Origin of the sequence: Gordonia otitidis NBRC 100426 (genome assembly GCF_000248075.1) — a bacterium.
GTDB classification, from domain to species: domain Bacteria; phylum Actinomycetota; class Actinomycetes; order Mycobacteriales; family Mycobacteriaceae; genus Gordonia; species Gordonia otitidis.
The window spans coordinates 1-19,780 of the sequence record NZ_BAFB01000022.1 but is presented as its reverse complement, the minus strand read 5'-3'; the positions used below and the strand labels follow the sequence as shown (position 1 = coordinate 19,780).

At 68.7% G+C, this 19,780-nt stretch carries 15 protein-coding genes and 2 pseudogenes; 8 read left to right on the top strand and 9 right to left on the bottom strand.

Going from position 1 to position 19,780, the window contains the following annotated elements; genetic code table 11:
- Positions 1-160, top strand: a 160-nt coding sequence (locus tag GOOTI_RS26595; RefSeq protein ID WP_007236920.1) for an ABC transporter permease, incomplete at its 5' end; no start/stop codon positions are given.
- Between the two features lie 70 nt (positions 161-230).
- Entirely contained in the window at positions 231-1,046 is an 816-nt protein-coding gene (locus tag GOOTI_RS02225) for a hypothetical protein (RefSeq protein WP_039993166.1), read from the top strand.
- Between the two features lie 38 nt (positions 1,047-1,084).
- Here GOOTI_RS02225 and GOOTI_RS02220 read toward each other — a convergent pair whose 3' ends face one another.
- Positions 1,085-1,813 (bottom strand): class I SAM-dependent methyltransferase, encoded by a 729-nt coding sequence (locus tag GOOTI_RS02220; RefSeq protein ID WP_007236918.1) that lies wholly within the window; start codon positions 1,811-1,813, stop codon positions 1,085-1,087.
- Positions 1,814-1,912: 99 nt separating this feature from the next.
- Here GOOTI_RS02220 and GOOTI_RS02215 point away from each other — a divergent pair, with 99 nt between their 5' ends.
- On the top strand, positions 1,913-3,055 hold the full coding sequence (locus GOOTI_RS02215) for a glycosyltransferase family 4 protein (RefSeq protein WP_007236917.1): 1,143 nt from the start codon (positions 1,913-1,915) through the stop codon (positions 3,053-3,055).
- Here the strand turns inward: GOOTI_RS02215 and GOOTI_RS02210 are convergent.
- Both GOOTI_RS02210 and GOOTI_RS02205 read right to left on the bottom strand, forming a co-directional pair.
- On the bottom strand, positions 3,037-4,797 hold the full coding sequence (locus GOOTI_RS02210) for an MmpA family trehalose lipid delivery protein (RefSeq protein ID WP_007236916.1): 1,761 nt from the start codon (positions 4,795-4,797) through the stop codon (positions 3,037-3,039). The genes GOOTI_RS02215 and GOOTI_RS02210 overlap by 19 nt on opposite strands.
- 35 nt (positions 4,798-4,832) lie before the next feature.
- Positions 4,833-5,795, bottom strand: a complete 963-nt coding sequence (locus tag GOOTI_RS02205) for an HpcH/HpaI aldolase/citrate lyase family protein (protein WP_007236915.1) — start codon at positions 5,793-5,795, stop codon at positions 4,833-4,835.
- Between the two features lie 161 nt (positions 5,796-5,956).
- On the opposite strand from GOOTI_RS02205, the gene GOOTI_RS02200 reads away from it, so the two are divergent.
- A complete protein-coding gene (locus tag GOOTI_RS02200) occupies positions 5,957-7,156 on the top strand; it encodes a lipopolysaccharide biosynthesis protein (protein WP_007236914.1) in 1,200 nt (399 codons plus the stop codon).
- Here the strand turns inward: GOOTI_RS02200 and pgfA are convergent.
- Positions 7,059-8,378, bottom strand: a complete 1,320-nt coding sequence (gene pgfA / locus GOOTI_RS02195) for a cell envelope lipid trafficking protein PgfA (RefSeq protein ID WP_007236913.1) — start codon at positions 8,376-8,378, stop codon at positions 7,059-7,061. The two genes, GOOTI_RS02200 and pgfA, sit on opposite strands and share 98 nt — an antisense overlap.
- Before the next feature lie 59 nt (positions 8,379-8,437).
- Between pgfA and GOOTI_RS02190 the strand changes: the two genes are divergently transcribed.
- Positions 8,438-9,754, top strand: a complete 1,317-nt coding sequence (locus tag GOOTI_RS02190) for an acyltransferase family protein (RefSeq protein ID WP_083835829.1) — start codon at positions 8,438-8,440, stop codon at positions 9,752-9,754.
- An 881-nt stretch (positions 9,755-10,635) separates the two neighbouring features.
- On the opposite strand, the pseudogene GOOTI_RS27335 reads toward GOOTI_RS02190, so the two are convergent.
- From GOOTI_RS27335 to GOOTI_RS02175, 3 genes and pseudogenes are all read right to left on the bottom strand, one after another.
- Positions 10,636-13,989, bottom strand: a pseudogene (locus tag GOOTI_RS27335) (alpha-(1->3)-arabinofuranosyltransferase domain-containing protein); the annotation flags it as partial.
- A gap of 145 nt (positions 13,990-14,134) precedes the next feature.
- Positions 14,135-14,332 (bottom strand): DUF2613 domain-containing protein, encoded by a 198-nt coding sequence (locus GOOTI_RS02180; RefSeq protein WP_007236911.1) that lies wholly within the window; start codon positions 14,330-14,332, stop codon positions 14,135-14,137.
- A gap of 93 nt (positions 14,333-14,425) precedes the next feature.
- Positions 14,426-15,031, bottom strand: coding sequence for a universal stress protein (locus GOOTI_RS02175; RefSeq protein ID WP_007236910.1), 606 nt, complete (start codon positions 15,029-15,031; stop codon positions 14,426-14,428).
- Between the two features lie 14 nt (positions 15,032-15,045).
- On the opposite strand from GOOTI_RS02175, the gene GOOTI_RS02170 reads away from it, so the two are divergent.
- Positions 15,046-16,251, top strand: coding sequence for a glycoside hydrolase family 3 N-terminal domain-containing protein (locus tag GOOTI_RS02170; protein WP_174299107.1), 1,206 nt, complete (start codon positions 15,046-15,048; stop codon positions 16,249-16,251).
- Positions 16,252-16,383: 132 nt separating this feature from the next.
- Positions 16,384-17,013: a TetR/AcrR family transcriptional regulator gene (locus tag GOOTI_RS02165; RefSeq protein ID WP_007236908.1), complete on the top strand. Its 630-nt coding sequence runs from the start codon at positions 16,384-16,386 to the stop codon at positions 17,011-17,013.
- Positions 17,014-17,132: 119 nt separating this feature from the next.
- Here GOOTI_RS02165 and GOOTI_RS02160 read toward each other — a convergent pair whose 3' ends face one another.
- Both GOOTI_RS02160 and GOOTI_RS02155 read right to left on the bottom strand, forming a co-directional pair.
- Positions 17,133-18,035 carry a MaoC family dehydratase gene (locus GOOTI_RS02160; RefSeq protein ID WP_007236907.1) on the bottom strand — a complete coding sequence of 301 codons (903 nt, stop codon included), beginning with the start codon at positions 18,033-18,035 and terminating at the stop codon, positions 17,133-17,135.
- On the bottom strand, positions 18,035-19,399 hold the full coding sequence (locus GOOTI_RS02155) for a 3-oxoacyl-ACP reductase (protein WP_007236906.1): 1,365 nt from the start codon (positions 19,397-19,399) through the stop codon (positions 18,035-18,037). The genes GOOTI_RS02160 and GOOTI_RS02155 overlap by 1 nt, the downstream gene beginning before the upstream one ends.
- Positions 19,400-19,574: 175 nt before the next feature.
- On the opposite strand from GOOTI_RS02155, the pseudogene GOOTI_RS02150 reads away from it, so the two are divergent.
- Positions 19,575-19,780, top strand: a pseudogene (locus GOOTI_RS02150) (acetyl-CoA C-acetyltransferase); the annotation flags it as partial.

The following is a 19,780-nucleotide window of genomic DNA, read 5'->3' as shown; positions in this document are numbered from 1 at the left end:
GCGCACCTTGGCGAGATGGGGCCTCGGTGACCCGGTCCTCCCGTGGACGCTCATCATCGTGACGCTCATCGGCGCGGGCGTCGTCGGCGTGCTTGCCGCACTGTGGCCCGCGAACCGCGCCGCACGCACCCGGCCACTCGAGGCGATCGCCGAGGCGTGAACGTTCGCCGCCGCGCTCCAACGACGCATAGCGGTGCGTGCACTCGGCACGGTTTGGCACAATCGGCGCCATGACACGACCACCCGAGGACCCGAACGACCCGCAGGAGCATCACGAGACGCGGGCATTCGACCCCTCCGTGGACCCGTCGGCCGTCGGAGAGCCGACGGCCCGCACCGAGGCGTACACCCAGCACGACCCCTACGCCGACCAGCCCTACGGCGACCAGCAGTACGGCAACGACCAGTACGGCTACGCCGACCGGGGCTACGGCGGCAACCAGGGCTATGACGCTCAGGGCTACGGCAACCAGGACTACGGCAACCAGGGCTATGAGGGTCAGGGTTACGGGACTCAGGGTTACGGGGACGAGCAGTCGGGCGGCGAGGACCCGAACTCCTCGGGCGGCGGCAAACGCACCGCAATACTCGTGGTCGCGATCATCGCGGTCATCGCCCTGATCGCCGTGGTGGCCTACGCCATCGTGCGCAGCTCGGGTTCCAATGGCGACACAGCTGCGACCACCGCCCCCGCAACCACCACGATCAGCACTCCGACGACCACCGAACAGACGACGACCGAGGACACGACCACGACCGAGGAGACCACGACCACGACGGCCGCACCGGCCGCGGGCGCGGTCACCTATCAGATCACCGGCAACGGCGACGTCGTCGCACTGCGCTTCCGTAAGGGCAACGACTTCGAGATCGTCGCGGCGACGGGAACACCGTGGTCGCGGCAGGCCACCGTCACCGGAGACGCCGCGGAACTGACCGCCGTCGTCGTACGTGGCCCGGTGACCTGCAACATCCTGCGCGGCGACGAACTGCTGGCCTCGGCGACGAGTAACGGAGGCACGCTGCGCTGCACCGCCGGGATGTGAGGACAGCAGGGAGCGCTCTCAGCGCCTCAGCGAGCTCATCAGTACGGTTCGAGTACCAGCACCAGGTTCGTCGCGGCCACCTCGCGCAGGAGCGGCACCCGAAGCACCCACCAGGCCCAGCTGGGCAGGTAGCGGGGGAATGCGGCGACGAGTCGCGCCCTGCCGCGTCGTGAGTGGGCCCACCGCAGGCCATCGTCTGCGGTGACGGCGAACAGCGACGTCCCGTAGAGATTCTTCGGCGGATGCCCGTGGCGCCGCGTGTACCAGCGCGCGGCCCTGGCGCCACCTGCGTAGTGCCGCAGGCCCATCTCGTGACCACCGAAGGGACCCCACCACAGCGTGTAGCTGACGATCACGACGCCGCCGGGGCGCGTCACACGCAGCATCTCGTCGGCCATCTCCCACGGTGCAGGCGTGTGCTCGACCACGTTCGACGAGATGCAGACGTCGAACGAGTCGTCTGCGAAGGGCAGCTGTTGACCGGATGCCCGCACCGATCCGCGGTGGTCGAGGCCGCCGGCGTGCATTTCGGTCGGGTCCGGCTCCACCGACACATACGACGCCCCCCGGGCGCGGAACGCGTCGGCGAAGTATCCGGGGCCGCCGCCGACGTCGAGCAGCACCGCTCTCTCCAGGGGGGCGAACGCGCCGACGAGGTCGGCGGTGTCGTCGGCAAGCGCGGTGTAGAAGCGTGCGGGATCGGACTGCTCGTAGCGGAAGTCCCCGAGCAGTCCGGCGGCCCGGCGCAACGTGGCCATGCGCGCCATGCCGACTGTCGCACGTGTCGTGGTCGAGGCGGGTCTGATCCTTCTCGGTCGCGGCACGGGAGGAGATGCTACCCGGCGCGTTGCGTAGCATTGTCGGCGATGAATCCTCCGTCCGACGTCGTGCTCCTGTGCTGGCGCGATACCCGCCACCCACAGGGCGGAGGTAGCGAAACCTATCTCGAGCGGGTCGGGGCGGAACTCGCGCGACGCGGGATGCGGGTCACCTATCTGACGTCCTCCTATCCGGGAGCATTACGCCGCGAGGAGCGCGACGGCATGCGGTTCTTCCGCGCGGGCGGTCGGATCACCGTCTACCCGCGCGTGCTGGCGATGCTGGCAGCGGGACGGCGGGGACTCGGTCCGCTCGCCGGGATCGATCCGCTCGCGGTGGTCGACACCCAGAACGGGATCCCGTTCTTCGCGACTTTGGTCGTTTCGGCGCCGACCGTCGTCCTCGTCCACCACTGCCACCGTGAACAGTGGCCCGTGGCAGGCCGGTTGCTCGGCAAGCTGGGGTGGTTTTTGGAGTCGAGGGTCTCGCCGCGCGTACACCGACACAACCGCTATGTGACGGTGTCTGCGCCGTCGGCGCGCGAATTGGTCCAACTCGGTGTCGATTCCGACCGGATCACCGTGGTGCACAACGGAATCGATCCGGTACCCGCAGGTGTGGCCGTCGAGCAACGCGGTGAGCGCGACGTCGCCAAGCTGTGTGTTCTGTCCCGTCTCGTCCCGCACAAGCAGGTCGAGGACGCGCTCGAGATCCTGGCCGGTCTGCGTCGTGAGGGCAGTCGCGCGGTGCACCTCGACATCATCGGCGACGGCTGGTGGTCATCGCGCTTGCGTGCCTCTGCACACGAACTCGGCGTCGACGAGTTGGTCACCTTCCACGGGCATGTGCCGGACGAGCGCAAGTACCAACTGCTCGCCGACGCCGACGTGCATCTGATGCCGTCGCGTAAAGAGGGGTGGGGGCTCGCGGTGATCGAGGCCGCGCAGATGGGTGTGCCGACCGTCGGCTACCGCCACGCCACCGGGCTCGCCGAATCGATCGAGGACGGCGAGACCGGCATCCTCGTCGACGGTGTCGACGAAATGCTTTCCGCGACAAGGAAACTTCTCGACGACCCGGCCGAGCGACACCGACTCGGCACGGCCGCGGCACGGCGGGCCCGACGCTACTCATGGTCGGCGACCGCCGACGGCTTCGTGTCGGTCTTCGATCAGTTCTCGCCGCGCTGAACCCCGGCGGGTGCTCGACGTCGCCGTGGCCATGCCCCGACGAGCCCGCCGACGACGATCAGAGCCGCCCACAGCAGATGCGCGCTCCACGCGGCGACCCGCGCCGCCGTCGACGCTCCACCGATGGCCGCGGGCGCACCTATGCGGAACAACGTGAGGTCCTGCCCGCTGAAGACGGTCTCCGCGTGCAGGGCGAGAGACCTCGGCACGTCGGGTTCACCGGTGCCGGAGAGGTGCTCGACGAGCACCCAGCCGACACCGAGTTGCGCGAGGGCGCCCGGATCGCCGCCGGCGCGCAATACGTCGATCACGTGTTGCGCGCGCGGCGCTGCGTGGTCGACGACCGTGCCGTCGACCACGAGTTCGCCCGACTCGAGCACCGGCGCGCGCAGCAGCCGTGCCGAGGGATCGAGCGACGGCGAGGTGATGAACGGGTACTGGCGGACGGTCCCCGGAGGCCACAGCGCGACATCTCCCTCGTCGTCCGGCACGAGTTGCGCCACTCGTGCCCAGTCGTCGGGGTAGTGCACCGTCGAGAGTCGGCCACCGACGCCCAACGCGAGGTCGGGCAGCGGGGCCATCACCAACAGGATCACCGCCGCGATCGCGAAACCGGATGGCACCAGCGCGCGGAGCCGCCACACCGTAGCGGCAGCCGCCACCGAGATCATCGGCATCGCGAGGGCTACGAACTTCGACGTGTCGCGGAGCAGTCCCCCACCGGGAACCACGTCGACGACTTCGGCCAGTGCGCTTCGACCCGGCCCGACGGCGGTCACCACCAGCACCAGCAGTGCGGTCGACGCGAGAAGCGCGAGAGCGCGTACGAGGGCCGCGTCGACGAGGCGTTCGCGCCTGCGCCACAGCGTGATCGCGCCGACTCCGACGAGCACCACGAGACATCCGGTGGCCGCTGCGGCCCACCAGATCGTGCGACTCGTCGGGACCGCGTCGGCGTTCCAGATGCCGCCGAGGCCCAGCACCGTGCCCAGCGGCCCGAGGGCGGGTTCGGAGCGTAACCCGAAGGCCCGCACCCCTGCCGGACCGTCGGTGGCGGTCGACGCCGAGGTGAGTAGAGCGGCAACGAGCCAGGGCGCCGCAGAGAGTACCCACACCACCAGAACCCAGACGGCCCGCACGGACCTCGCCCTCGCTGCCGTTCCTGCTGTTGCCGTGCCCGCGAGTGCGCAGACCAGTGCGACGACGAGGCCGAGAAGTGAACCGCTCGGTGTGAATCCGGCGACGGCGAGAAGCGCCGCGAGCGCGCACCACCGCCGTCTTGTCGGGTCTGTCCGTAGGGCGCCCGCGGCCAAAGCGATCCACCCGAGCGAACCGTAGCCGACGAGCAGTCCCCAATGGCCCTGCAGAAGTCGTTCGGCGACAAAGGGATTCCAGAGCGAGACGATCGTCGCGGCGACAGCACCAGCCCGGCCCGCGCCCGGCACGAGGTGCGCGGCCAGCCTGCCGTATCCCACGCCGCCGACGGTCAGTGCAGCGAACAGGATCGCCCTGACGAGGAACCCTCCGTCGACCACGGAACTCCCCAGTGCCACCGCCCAATCCTGGGGGACCGCACGCGGAGGGAGATCACCGATGCCCAACGCCCCGTCGGTGACGTAGGACCGTGGCGTCGACACCGCGTCGCGATAGAGCAGGTATCCCGGACGCAGCAGCAGCGGACCGAGGATCAGCGCGGTCAGCAGCGCGCTGACCGCGTACAGCGTTGGCAGCAACCGGGGCATGGCGATCGGGTGCCGCGTGACTCGGTCCGGTGAACTCAGTAGTGGTACGTGTCCGACGGAGCCGCGGCGTGGCCGGGATCGACCTCGTATTCGGTGCCGGTGACCCCGTAGGCGCGCGCGAGGTCGAGGATCTTGGTGGCGCGTGCGATGCGGGGAAGGTCGGAGCCGTTGCGGATCTCGCCGCCGTCGGCCTCGAACTCGGCGAAGAACTCTTTCGCCCAGGTGATCTCGTCGATCGACGGGGTGAGTCCCTCGTTGACGGGCGCACACTGATCAGGCGTTAGGCAGATCTTGCCGGTCATGCCGAATTCGACGCTGACCGCCGTCGCCTCACTGAGTTTGAGCGCACTCGACCCCACGGTCGGGCCGTCGATCGCGCTCGGCAGATGCGCGGCCTTCGCCGCGATGGTGAAGCGTGACCGCGCGTACGCGAGAGTCATGGGGTTGTCGCCGAAGCCGGTGTCGCGGCGGAAGTCGCCGATACCGAACGCCAACCGGAAGGTGCCCTTCGCCGAGGCGATCTCACTGATCCGTTCGAGGCCTCGTGCCGTCTCGACCAGCGCGACGATCGGCACATTCGGCAGCCGTTTCGCTGTCTCGGTGACGTGGTCGACCGATTCGACCATCGCGAGCATCACCCCGCCGACCGGGGTGCGGGACAGTGCGTCGAGGTCGTCGGCCCACCACGGGGTGCCGAATCCGTTGATGCGCACCCAGTCGCCGGCACCGCCCGGGATGTCGGCAGCGTCGACGTCGGTGGCGTTCCCGTGATCGGAGGTCAACCACCGCACGACGTTGTCGCGCGCGGGGAGCTTGTCCTTCGGTGCCACCGCGTCCTCGATGTCGAGGACGACGATGTCGGCGCGCGACCGCGCAGCCTGAGCGAAACGGTTGTACTGGGCGCCATTGACCAGCAGCCAGCTGCGCGCGAGGACGGGATCGATGCGGAAGCCGACGTCGGCGCTCTCGACGTCGGTCTGCGTGTTCTGGTCATACATCGGTGTCCATCGTTCCACACCGGGCAGGCACACTTGACCACATGGTGCGTTCCCCCGACCTGCCGCGACGACGCCACAGCGTCGGCCGCGAGCCGGCGCGCGCCGTCGACCGTGCCCCGAAGGGTGTCGTCGATGCGGTCGGTTGGGTGGCGGTCGGGTCGATGCTCGCGAACGTGTGCGCCTATGCGGTGCACCTCGGTGCGGGCCGCTGGTGGTTGTCCCCGGCGCAGTACGGCGAACTCGCGGTACTGCTGTCGGCACAGTTGGTACTGACCGTCCCCGCGCTGGCACTCCAGGCCGTTGTCGCGCGGGAGGTGGTCCATGGCCGCGACGATCAGCGCTTACGGAGGCTGGTCATCCGGTGTGCGCTCGCTGTCGCCCTGCTGAGCGCGGTTGCGGTCCCGATCGTGTCGGCCGTCGCGTCGACGTCGTGGTCGCTCACCGCCGCGAGTCTGGTGGCCGCGCCCCTGCTGACCGTCATCGCCGGCGGGCAGGGAGTGTTACAGGGACGTCGACGCTTCCGAACACTCGGCGCTGTCCTCGCCGTGGTGGGGCTGGCGCGCACCGGGCCGATGATCGGGGCGCTGGCCGCCGGTGCGGGTCCGGCAGGCGGACTCCTCGCCGGTGCCGTCGGAACCGCGTTCGCCGCGGCCCTCGTCTGGGGTCTCGCGGTGAGGCGACTCGTGAGCCCCGGAACCGCCCTGCAGGGTGCCACGACACCGGGCGCGAACCTGCTCACCGTCGTGCGTGCCTCGCAGGTGCAGCTGGTGCTCGTCGTCGCGGCATCACTCGACGTGCTGCTCTCGCGCACGGTGCTCGATCCGCGCGATGCGGGCGTGTACGCCTTCGGCGCCATCGCGACGAAGGTGGCGTTCTGGCTGCCGCAGGCCGTCGGTGTCGTGTTCTATCCGCAACTCGCCGATCCGGCGTCCTCACGCCGTTCGTTCCGGCAGGCCATCGTCGTGGTGGCGACGATCGGACTCGTGATCACGGTGCTCGGAGCACTCGTCGGACCGCTGGTACCGGTCCTCGTCGGCGAGGAGTACCGGCCGTTGACGCCGCTGCTCGGACTGTTCGCCTACTCCGGCGCTGCGTTCTCGGTGTTGCAGGTCGCGCTGCTCGCCGCCATCGCGCACGACCGCACACGCATCTCTGTGCTCGCCTGGGTTCTCCTCGGTGCCGAGGCCGTCGCGATCCTCGTGTGCGGACACAGCGTGACGAGCCTGGCGGTGATCGCCGCCGTCGCGGCAACCGTCTCTGCGGTCACGACGACGCTTGTGGGTCTTCGTGTTTCGCATGCGCATCCCGGCGGCCGCGGCGCAGTCCGTCAACCCACCGACGTGAGCGGCCGGGGAACGTGAGCACGGCACCCGCGACGAGGGCGAGCGCACCGACGATGCCCGCGACCAACGGCACCACGCGGCCCCAGATCACGACGGGTTGATCCCGCGAGGCCGCCTCGTCGGCCATCGCGCGTCTGGTCGGCGCGTCGAAGTCGAATGTGGCACGGAGATTGGTCACCGAGGTGTCCGCGCCGCCGACCCGGTACGTCTGCTCGACGTCGAGTCGTTCGTCGACGATCACGCCGGTCTTCGCGTCCACCGAGATGTCCCATCGTGCGCGGTGATGCAACGTCGCGGTGACCTGCCTGGCGGGGTCACCGTTGGAGATGCCGAACCACGATGCAGGGCGGGTGATCCTGGTGGCCGGGGTGCCGCTGGGCGTTCCCGAACCGATGGCGTCGAGATCGGTGTCGGGGATCTCGGCGCGATAGCGGATCGCTGTCCGCCCACCGACCTGCGAGGAGCCCTCGTCGATGAGCGGAACGGTCCGTCGTGTCGTCACGTCGAAGTACTGCGCGCCCGATGTCGGAGGGTCGAACGGCAGCACGAAGGTGTATCCGCGACGATCCGGCGCGGCGACGGGCGCGGCATTGCTGTCGTACTGGATCTCGGAATTGCCACGCGTATCGCCGACCGCCCCGAGATCCGGCAGGGCGGTATGCCGGTTGAGGGTGACCCGATCCTTGACCGCCGACACCGTCGGCGACGTGCAGGCGTCGGCCCCCTGCGCCGGTGCCACCTCGCTGCCCGGTCGTGCGGCGTCGGAGTCGGTGTCCCGCCCGTCCAGCCGGATGCGGTCGGCCTGCACCGACGTCCCGGCCTGCAGCGTGACGCGTCGCGAGTCCGCGGGTCGGACGGCCACGACTCGTTGTTGCCGTACGAGGGTCGCGTCGAGCGTCCGCGCGCGGGGGGTGTTGAGCGAGCATCTGTCGAGGATCTGCGCGCGCGGGTCGCCCGATGTGGAGTCGCCCGATGTGGAGACGCCCGATGTGGAGACGGTGGTCTGGTCGGTACTGAGCGGGATCGTGCGCAGCCGGTCGACGAACAGCGTCGGCAGCGCGATCGTCACGGCGATCAGGAACGCACCGACGAAGATGAGCGTCGGACCGACGAGATCGGCGGTGGAGAAGTGACTCGGCGACCGCTCGTCTGGGGACTGCCGGCCCTCCGGTGATCGATCGGCGGACGCTGGCTCCTCCTGCGGTGTCCCCGGAACGGGTGCATCGGGGGCCTGCGACATGGGCACGAGACTACTGTTCGACCGGACGGCCGCCGCGACGGTGGCTATATCGTGGTGCGATGTCTTCCGGATCGATGTCGCCGAGCGCCCCGGCCCGTCGGTTCTTCCCGCAGCTCGAGGGGATGCGCGCGGTGGCCGCGCTCGGCGTGCTCACCACGCACGTGGCCTTCCAGACCGGTGCTGTGGAAACCCCGGTGATCGGGCCGATCCTCGGCAGACTCGACCTCGCGGTCGCACTGTTCTTCGCTCTCTCGGGTTTCCTGCTGTGGCGAGGGTGGGTGGCGAGCGCACACGGATGGTCCGGCGGGCGGAGAGTGACCCGGGCAGCCCATCCACCGATCCGCCGCTACCTGCGCCACCGCGTCGTCCGCATCTGGCCCGCCTACGTCGTGGTTGTGGTCGTCGTGCTGACCCTGCTTCCCGAGGCGCAGGGCGCCGATGCGACGGTGTGGCTGGCCAACCTGACGCTGACCCAGGTGTTCGTGCCGCTGTCGTTGACCGCGGGCCTGACGCAGATGTGGAGCCTCTCGGTCGAGGTCGCGTTCTATCTGCTCCTGCCGGTCCTCGGGTTCGCGCTGTTCACCCTGCGTGGGCGCAGCGTCGGCGCCCGCATCCCTGCGCTGCTCGCGCTCGGCGCGGTCAGCCTGAGCTGGGGATGGATCGCGCAGATCCTCCCGACACCGGACGGGGTCGAACCGACGAACTGGGTGGTCGGACATCTGCCGTGGTTCGTCGCGGGACTCGTGCTCGCCGAGGTCGCCGGTGCCGACGAACTCGGCCAGTCGACGCGTGTCACCCGGGCGGTCGCGGCGATCGGGGCGCGTCGCCGGTTGATGGCCGTCGTGTTCGTCGTGGCGTACGGACTCGCATGCACGCCGATCGCCGGGCCGACCGGGCTCGGAGTGCTCGCGCCCTGGCAGTTCGCCGTGAAGATGGCGCTCGGTGCGATCTGCGGATTCGCGCTGTTGGCCCCACTGATCTGTAGCGACGGCACGGGCGGCATCGGTGCCCGATTCACCGACCGGCCGTTCGGATTCCTCACCTCGCCGCCGATGCTCGCCCTCGGCAGATGGTCGTACGGTCTCTTCATCTGGCACGTCGCCGTACTCGCGGTGGTTTTCGGACTGTTCGGAATCGTGCCGTTCACCGGCCACACCGCTGTGGTTTGGGTGATCACCGCGCTTCTCAGCGTCGGTATCTCTGCGGGGAGCTACGCCTTCGTCGAAGAGCCGTCGCGTGCCTGGCTGCGTCGACGCGAAGCAAAGCGCTCCGCGCGGGGTAGGCGTGCGAGCACCCAGCGACGCGTCGACTCGGGCACGGCCGAAACCAGCGCCGACCAGACGGTGCTCGCGACGGCCACGAACGCGGGCAGCTGAACCCACCAACTGAAACCGGTGTATCCGGCTTCCGCGTGCCAGGGGCCCGCGGCGAGGCCTATGGTGGCCGCCATCATCGCCACGAAGGCGAGCACCACCCGCGCGCGCGGCTCCAGCATCGCGACGACTGCTCCGACGACGACGGAGACCGCCAACCCCCAGATGCCCGTCAGCAGCCATGACGTTGTCAGCCAGCCGAGCGCGGCGAGTATCACGACCGACGACGGCGTCCCCGCCGACCGCTGGGGTGACTCCTCGGGCCGAACACGTCTGCGGGTCGGCACCATCGCGGCGACGAACAGCACGGCCAGCAGCACGAACCCGATCAGCAGTGACCACCGGTACCCGGTGTCGTAGCCGAAGTCGAGAGCAACGGTTCCCGACGCACCTGCGGGCACCTGAAAGCCCTGTTGCCACCCGTTCACGACGACCGGGCGCAACGCGAGGTTCCCCAACCGTGCCCGCCAGCCCGGATTCTCGCTTTCCGGAACCACGAGTAGGCGGGCATCGTCCGCGCCGCCGACGTGCACCGCACGGGAGGTGGACTCCCACTTGCGCACGTCCGGATGATTCTGCGTAGTACTCCGGGAAGCCGCGGTGTTCGACGTCGTGCCCGACCCGTATCCGCCTCCGGCATCGAGACCGACGGTGTCGACGGTGAACGCCTGTCCCGGATTGGCGGAGAGTTCCTGTTCCCCGGCACCGAGCCGGACGGTCGGGGTACAGGGCCGTGCGACGACCGGCTCGCCAGAGCGGAGTGCGCCTGCGGTCGTCTGGATCTGCATGCCGATCACCTGACCGGACACCGTGATGCCCACGCCCGCGTCGCATCTGACGGCGATGGTGCGCTCGTCGTCGGGTGCTGCCGCCGGTGTCGGTTCGACCTGAACCTCGGCGATGCCGGTCGGTGCGACACTGGTGAATCCGAGGCTGTTGACGTCGATCAGGTCGCGCCGCTCGAGAACGGTCAGCGCGATGTGGTCGGTCGTCGCGGGCGTGAGTTCGACGACGCCGTCGCGTCCCACCGCGTGTTCCTGCGGTCCGTCGCCGAGATCGACCGACACCTTCGTCGGAGCCGCGGGGTAGTCGCGCGGCACCACCAGCCGCAGTCGATCCACACGCTGCGCACCGGGAAGCGAGATGTCCAGTCGGGGATGGGAGTGCCGTCCCGGCTTGTCGTCGTCCCGGGCGGTCCAGACGGTGGTGGGGTCGCCGTCGACCGCGGCCCGCGCCGACCCGCGGGGATCGGTCACCGACGACGGGCCCCGGGCGGTCACCGAACCCGCGCGCGCGAGGAGGGCATCGAGAGCGTCGCCGGGTTTGGGTCGAAGCACCATCACCGGTGCGACAGTGGTTTCCCGTGGCACCGACAGTGCGCGCGTCATCACGCCAGGGTTCTCCGGCGAAAGACCTAGTCCCGCTGCACATCTGACGACATCGCTCGACGCGGTGCCGGTGACGGATCCGTTGTCGCCCGCGGGTGTGTCGTCGAGCACACAACTCGAGCGTCCCGAGAGCTCCTGGGAGAGAACCCAGCTCGACACCTCGACGTCCGACGGGAGCGTCGGCAGCACCACGCGGTGTCGGATCGACACCGGTGCGCCCGTCGCGAGATCGGTCAGCGACACCTCCCCGAGAGCGAACTGGTTACCGGCCGTACCGTTCTCGGTGCTGATCGCCCGTATCTGCACCCACGTCGTGGGACCGCTCGGCGCGGTCACCGTCACCGGCTTGTTCGGTTCCACGCCCTGTGCGACGGTCGTACCCGCCTGCGTGGTGATCAGAATCGACGACACATCCGGTCCGAGGGCCTTCGCTGTGGTCAGCCGCACCGCGAGATCGCTTCGCGGGCGGGTGAAGTCGAGGCGCATCCACTGTCCGACCGCCGACGAGAGACCGCTGCTCGCCCAGGCTGTCGAGGTGTCGCCGTCGAAGGCGGCCGCCGCCGAGTTGGCCGGCGAGGTCTGGCCGGGCTGAGTCGCATCCGACGCTGAGCCCGACGTCGACACCGACACCTGCCCCGGCTGGTTGTCGAGCAACCATTGCCCGGACACCAGCGGCTGCCCCTCGACCGGGTAGTCGGGTGCCGCGTTCTGCGTCCTGCGCGGATCGTCCGGCGTTCTGATGGCGGAACTGTGATCGTCGACCCGCCCGAAGTCGGTTTCGCGATTCGCGGGTGAATCGGTGACGACCAGCGGCCGGTCGTCGAGACCGGCTCTGCGGGCGTCGGATTCGAGGAGCGCCGGTCCGAGGGGGCCCATCCCCAGGCGCGCACGCAGATCCTGCACCGCGGCAATGGATTCCGGTCCGCCGGATATCCGGCTGGTCTGGTCGGTGTCGACGAGTGCCGGCCCGGTGCCCGGAAATCCCGACGTCCCGGCGGCGTCGACGGCGAAGATCTGGATCGCGGGCATGTCCGGTCGTAAACCGTTGTCGCGCACCACGCCGCGGGCAGTCGGCGGTCCCGCCCGCGGCCCGAACATCGCGACACGACGAAGGCCGGGCGAGCCTGTCAGCGTCTGCTGTGCCAGCAGCGGGCGGGCCGAGCGCGACGTCTCGGGGTCGAGGTCGGCGCGCAGGACCACGAAGTCGATTCCCTGACCGGCCAGCGTGGCAGCGAGCCCCGGCGACGCACGACCAGCAGCGATGTCGCGCTGCACCGAATCCATCGCCCTGATCGCGCCGGGCGGTGTCAACGGGATCGCATCACGCACCGCCCACGGCGTAGCCGACAGCGGCTGGAGAGGTTCGTCCCGGGTGAGGCCCCAGAGTTGGTCGGCGAACGGGGCACCCGGGACGACGAGCGCCCGCCCGGGGTGGCCGTCCGCGTCACCTCCGGCTGCCCGATCACCGGCGGAACCGTCGCCGTCTGCATGGGCTGCGAGCCAGTCGGCAGTCTGCTGCCAATAAGCGGGGATCGACCGATAGGTGCCGTCCGGGGCCAACTGGCCGGTCCACACCAACGAACCCGCACCGATCAGGGCGACGACGAGCACCATCGTCGCCGCCACCGGACGCGAACGCTGAGGATGCGCGAACGCCGACAGCATCTTCCTCGTCGACGACGTGCCCGGGAGAGGAACGCGTGCGAGCAGGTGTGCGATGCCCAGGACCAGCGGGAGCCTGATGAACGGTTCGAACTTGTGGATGTTGCGCAGGAATGCGCCCGGGCCGTCGAGGAAGACACGGACCGGTTCGGCGATCGGCGATCCCAGGCCACCCGCGTAGCCGACACACATCAGCACCAGGCCGACCACCAGGATGGTGACCCACCGACCGCGAAACGGCAGGTGCCGCATGCACAGTCCCGCCAGTCCTGCCGCCGCGAGTGTGCCGGTGGCCAGCACCGCGGCCGGTTGCGTGGTCAGCACGGCGCCCGCCACACGTTCCGGTGACACGAAGGGGGTCCACGAACTGGTTCCGCGCAGCACCTCCGTCAGTGACGTCCATTCCGTTGTCACACGGGATGATTCGATGAAGTCGAGGAAAGGCGGTGAGACGCGTGACAGGATCAGCAGAGGCACGACCCACCACGCACACGCCAGCACGAGCGCACCGACCCATGCCGCACCGAAACGAAGCGCGCGGCCACGGTGGCCCTGGGTGGTCTCGAGTCGCATGCTCGCTCTGCTCGAGCCCCTCCCGCTGGTCGAGCCCGTCGACATCACCCACCACATCACCGCGACACCGAGCGCGGCAGCGGTGGCGACGGCATTGACCGCGCCCATCAGGGCGACCGCGACCGCCGACCGGCACGCGTCACGCCAGAGCGGGTACGGCGACGGCCTGTCGGCGTCGAGAGCTCGGACCACGGGAATCAGCACCCACGGGGCGAGCATCATCGGCAGCGTTTCCGACGAGATCGAACCGAGAGTCGTCAACACCCGGGGGCTCAGCACGAAGACCAGCGCGGCGAGCATCCGAGAACCCGGTGACCCGATCCGCAGCAACTCGGCGAGCCGCACGATCCCGACGAACCCGACCGTCAGCAACACCGCCCACCACAGGCGCTGCGTGATCCACGGCGGGATGTGCGCGAGCTCGCCGACGGCGAAGAACGCGCCGTGTGGGAAGAAGTAGCCGTAGGCCTGATTCTGAACCTGGCCCATCGGGGCGTTCGGCGACCACAGGTGGGCGGCGCGCGCGAGAAAGCCCAACGGGTTGGCGGTGAGGTCGAGCTTGGTGTCGGCCGAGATCCGTCCCGGCGACTGAAGCAGGCTGACGATCAGTGCCACGAGGGCCACGGCACCCACGCCGCGTCGAGTCAGGGTCTGGTTAGGGTCGTCCGGCCGAGCGGTGGTGTGGACGCGGCGAGCGGTGGTGGCAGAAATCGCGGTGGCGTGGAGTCAGCGGAGCGGCACGGTCAGATGCGACGCACGGTCAGTTGTCGTCGGCGGTCTGTCGTGAGCCGTAGTCGACGGAACCCTGCACGAACCCACTGTTGGGATTGATGTTGTTCACGTCGGTCGACGGGCTGGTCTGCGAGGCGACCGCTCCGCCGAGGAAGACCGCACCCAGGCCAACGATGATGCCGGCGATACCGGCCACTGCCCCGGCGATCAGGCGGTTGTTACGCATGCGGACGAAACTACCATTTCCCAGGTCGACGTCCGCGCAGTAAGGCCACGACCGGGCGATTCCGGTCGTCGGCGGGTCTCGAGGGGAGCGGGGTCAGATGGTGATCTGGGGTCGGGGCTCGGCCTCGCATTTCGCGGGCACGATGAACACCGGCCGTGAGCAGTGTTTGAGTACCCGTTCGGCCACGGACGACCGCAACAACGCCTTGAAGCCGGTGTCGCCGCGAGTACCGGTGACCAGGAGGTCGACGTCGAGCGAGTCGGCGGCTGCGATGAGTGCCGACCAGATGGTCGAGTCGGCTTCGACGAGCGTCCCGGTGGCTTCGAGGCCGCATTCGGTCGCGAGGGCGACACCGCGATCATTGGTCTCGGTGGCCTCGCGCTCCAATGCGGCGTCGACCTCGATCTCGGCGCGGGTGTCGAGATACGGCTGCATACCGGCCGCCAACGAGGAGACGCGGGGAGCGCTCATCGCTCCGGGCTCCCATGCGGTGACGACGTGGGCGACGCGGGCCCGGAGGAAACGGGCGGCGTACCGAATGGCGCGGTCGGCGTTGGGTGAACCGTCGTAGGCGATCATCAGTGTCTGCCCGTGTGTGGAACGACGGTGTCTGTCGGAACCGCGCTGCTCAGCTCCACCGGGACCATCCGGGCCGGTGGGGGAGGGCGAAGACCCCGCAGCCATGGGGAAATGGTACATGCCAGACTCGGTACATGCGCCTTGATCGACGACGTTTCACGGGTGTCCGGACGGCGGGAGTGGTGCTCGCTGTCGCCGCAACGTTGACGGCCTGCCAAACGGGTTCTTCCGGGGGTGCGTCGTCGGTGACGTCTGCCTACGCCTCGGCGCCTGCCTCGCAGAGCAGTGCGGTGTCGTCACCAGCGTCGCCCGCGGCCGCCGCCGACGCGTGTGGTGCGCCGGAGCTGTCGCGAATGACGCTGAGACAGAAGCTCGCCCAACTCATCGTCGTCGGTGTCACGGGCACCGAGGATGCCACCCAGGTGGTCCGCCGCGAGCACATCGGCGGCATCTTCGTCGGAAGCTGGACCGACAAGTCGATCCTGACCAGTGGTGCGGCGCGGCGGCTGTCGCGTTCGCAGCCCATCCCGCTGATGGTGACGGTCGACCAGGAGGGTGGCCGGGTGTCGCGGCTGTCGTCGCTGGGCATCGACAGTCCGTCGGCACGTGAACTGGCTCGGACCAAGACGCCCGGGCAGGTTCGCACGGTGGCGGCGTCGATCGGGCGACAGCTCGCAGAACTCGGCATCACCGTCGACTTCGCGCCCGACGCGGACGTCAGTGACGAGAGCGCAGACGAAGTGATCGGCGACCGCTCGTTCAGCAACGACCCCCAGGTCGTCACCGAGTACGCGGGCACCTTCGCCGCAGGCCTCGAGGACGCGGGCATCATGCCCGTCTACAAGCACTTCCCCGGCCATGGACACGGCTCGGGCGACTCGCACACCGGCGTGGTGCGCACACCGCCCCTGTCGTCAACGATCACCAGCGATCTCGTGCCGTACCGGACGCTTCTCCGTGATCCGGGCAACGCCGGCGTCATGGTCGGACACCTGATCGTCCCGGGACTGACCGGCGAGGAGACGCCGTCGAGCATCAGTCCCCGTGCGATGACCATGCTGCGGACGGGCAAGCCCTACGGGGGCCCGGCGTTCAACGGCGTCGTGTTCTCCGACGATCTCTCGGGCATGGCGGCGATCAGCGAGCGGTATCCGATCGAGCAGGCCGCCCTGATGTCGATCAAGGCGGGTGGCGACATCGCGCTGTGGATCACCACCGATCGCGTCTCCGCAGTGCTCGACGCCATGCAGCGCGCCGTGACAGCCGGAACACTCACCCAGGCCCGTGTCGACCGGTCCGTCGTGCGCATCCTGCGCGCGAAGGGCGTGCTGCACTGCTGAGCCGGACGGGAAGATCGCCGAGGGCACCGGAAAACCCGCCGACGGCATCAGGGTTCGGCCGCCGCGGCAACTTACCCACTGGTAAGGTTCTGTGGATACTCGACGTTCGCGGCGTCGCAAAGGAGATGAACGATGGCAGGCGGAACCAAGCGGCTCCCACGCGCGGTTCGTGAGCAACAAATGCTCGACGCCGCGGTCAAGGTGTTCTCGGAGAACGGTTTCCGCGAGGCATCCATGGATTCGATTGCGGCCGAGGCGCAGATCAGCAAGCCGATGCTCTACCTGTACTACGGCTCCAAGGACGAACTCTTCAGCGCGTGCATCGCCCGCGAGTCCGGCAGATTCATCGACGCCATGGCCGTCGGCTTCGACCCCACCCTGCGTCAGCGTGACCAGGCACGCACCGTGGTCCGCGAATTCCTGGGATACGTCGACCAGCACCGGCAGTCCTGGAAGGTGCTCTACCGCGTGGCGATCGGCACGGCCAACTTCGCGCAGATCGTGCGGGACAGTCGCGATCGCGTCACCGACATGGTTGCCGAACTGATCCGTCGCGGAACCACCATCGAGGGCGCGAGCGACATCGACTTCGAGCTGACCGCGGTCGCGCTCGTCGGCGCGGGAGAGGCTGTCGCCGACCGGATCTCGGAGGGCGACGTCGACATCGACACGGCTACCGACCTCCTCGTCGGCATCACCTGGCGCGGGCTGAAAGGCGTCGGCCGAGACCACGTGGCCGATGGCGAGGAGAGTACGACCTGACCGTCCGGAAACCGATCAGGTTCCGGACAGCGTTGCAGCTTCACGACGTGGAGATACAGTACTGCCGCCCACACCTCTGTGAGTGTGGGCGGCAGTACTGCGCAGAAGACCTACTCCGGTCAGGCGCCGCGAGTGGTGGCGGTCAGGTGCGGATACCCCTTGCGTCGGTTGAGGATCGAGATGTCGAAGTTGCCCGATGATCTCCCACCCACTCCGTCGATGCGGTGGACGTACAGGTTGACCTTCGCAGGCAGCAGGATCGGCTTGGCCCACTTGACGCTGTAGGTCACGTCGTCGGGCAGTTGTGGCTCGACGTTCGCGACAGCGGCTGCGGCGCTCCACATTCCGTGGGCGATCGCCTTGGGGAAGCCGAACGCCTTGGCGCTCAGATCGCTCATGTGGATCGGGTTCCGATCACCCGACGCCGCGGCGTACTCGCGGATACGACCGAGATCGACCGACAGGATGCTGTCCGGCGGGGGCGGTGCCTGCTCGCGCGGAGCCGGTCCGCGCGGCTCGTCGGACAGGCTGGTGCGCTGCTGCTTGAGGAACGTCGCCAGCTGTCGCATCACGGGCTCCGTGCCGACGCTGAACTCCGACACCATGTCGACGAGCATGCCCTTGCGGTGTTCGCGAAGGTTCTCGGCATGGGTTTCGATGGTGATCGGCTCGTCGATCCCGATCGGACGGTACCGATGGATCTCCTCGGCGATGTGCACGGATCCGACCGCGCCGAAGGGAAAATCCGCGTCGGTCATGATCTTCATCGCAAGGGGGAACTGCAGCACGAACGGGTAGGTGATCGGCAGAACCGGACCGAACTGCTGGCCGGTGGCCCTGGTGTACGCGTGCAGCCGCTCCGGATCGACCCGCACGTCTTCGAGGCGGTAGCGCCTGTCGGGCAGCGGGGTGTCGGCCCGGACCGACCCCGACTTCCCGACAACCGGCAACAGCGCGGTGACGGCCTTGGAGTAGACGTCGAGGGTGCTCGGCGGTCCGTCGAGGGTGATCGTCTTGCTCATCAGGCCCCCAGGAATCCCTGGCCGCAGACGCGGACCACGTTGCCCGTGATGGCATTGCTCGCCGGATTGGCGAAGTAGGCGACGGTCTCGGCGACGTCGACCGTCTGGCCGCCCTGCTGCAGCGAACTCATCAGGCGACCGGCCTCGCGGGTGGCGAGCGGGATCGCGGCGGTCATCTTGGTCTCGATGAAGCCCGGCGCCACCGCGTTGATGGTGATGCCCTTCTTCTTGAGGATCGGCGAGTACGCGTCGACGAGACCGATGACACCGGCCTTGGAGGTGCCGTAGTTGGTCTGGCCGCGGTTACCCGCGATGCCCGCGATGGAGCTGACGTCCACGACGGCGCCGCCGGGACGCAGCGCATCCTTCTCCACCAGCGCGTTGACGAGCGACTGCGGGGCAACGAGATTCACCGAGATCACCGAATCCCAACGGCTCTCGTCCATGTTGGCGAGCAGTTTGTCGCGGGTGATTCCCGCGTTGTTGACGATGATGTCGATGCCGCCGTGACGTTCGAGTGCATGCTCGGCCAGCTTCTCGCCGGCGTCCGGCGCGCTCACGTCGAGCGGGAAGGCCGTGCCGTTGACCTTGTTGGCCGTCTGCGCGAGAGCCTCGCCTGCGGCCGGGATGTCGGCGCAGATCACGTGGGCCCCGTCGCGGGCGAGGACCTCGGCGATGGTGGCGCCGATGCCGCGTGCGGCACCGGTGACGACCGCGACCTTGCCGTCGAGTGGCTTGTCCCAGTTCGCCGGTGCGACCGAATCGTCGGCGTCGACGCGGATCACCTGGGCGTCGACGAACGCCGACTTCGCCGACAGCACGAAGCGCAGCGTCGACTCGAGTCCGGTGACGCCGGTCTTGGCGTCGGGGGAGACGTAGACGAGCTGGACGGTCGAGCCCTTCAGCAGCTCCTTCCCGAGTGACCGTGTGAAGCCCTCGAGCGCGCGCTGGGCGACGTGCTCGTCGGGGTCGTCGACGAGCTCAGGGGTGGTGCCGAGCACGACGAAACGTGCACAGGCTGCCGTCGACCGCATGACCGGTGCGAAGAACTCGTAGAGCGCGCTGAGGTCGGCTGGCTTCTTGATGCCCGTGGCGTCGAAGACCAGGCCGCCGTACTTGTCGGCGCTGCGACCCGTTGTCGCGTTGTGGATCAGCGTGTAATCAGGAGTGGAGAGGATCTCGCGCACCGGCTCGACGAGTCGACCGTCCCCACCGAGCAACACCGGGCCGGGAAGCGGCGGCTCCGACGGCTTGTACCGGCGCAGCGTCGGCGGCACCGGCAGTCCGGCCTGCTTGGCGATGAACGATCCGGGACCGGAATGGACAAAACTCGAATACAGACCGGCGGTTCCGTTGGAAGCCACGTGAATCTCCTCTGTAGTGATGTGCGGCTGTAGTGATGTGCGGCTCATGCAGGTGAATCGATGAGTTGGGTGTCGGGTACTTCATCGGACCCAGGGTCCGAAGTAGTTCGACATCTAACTTACTCTGGAGTAAGAATACGCTATCAGTGTCAACCCTCATCCCTGGGAGATCCAAGTGGCCTATACACCCAAGACCCGCGACGAACGCCCGGTCGCGATCCTCGGCGGCAACCGCATTCCGTTCGCACGCCAGGACAAGGCGTATGCCGAGGTCGGAAACCAAGACATGTTCACCGCAGCACTTGACGGCCTGGTGAGTCGCTTCAACCTCCAGGGTGAGCGGCTCGGCATGGTTGCCGGTGGCGCTGTCCTCAAGCACTC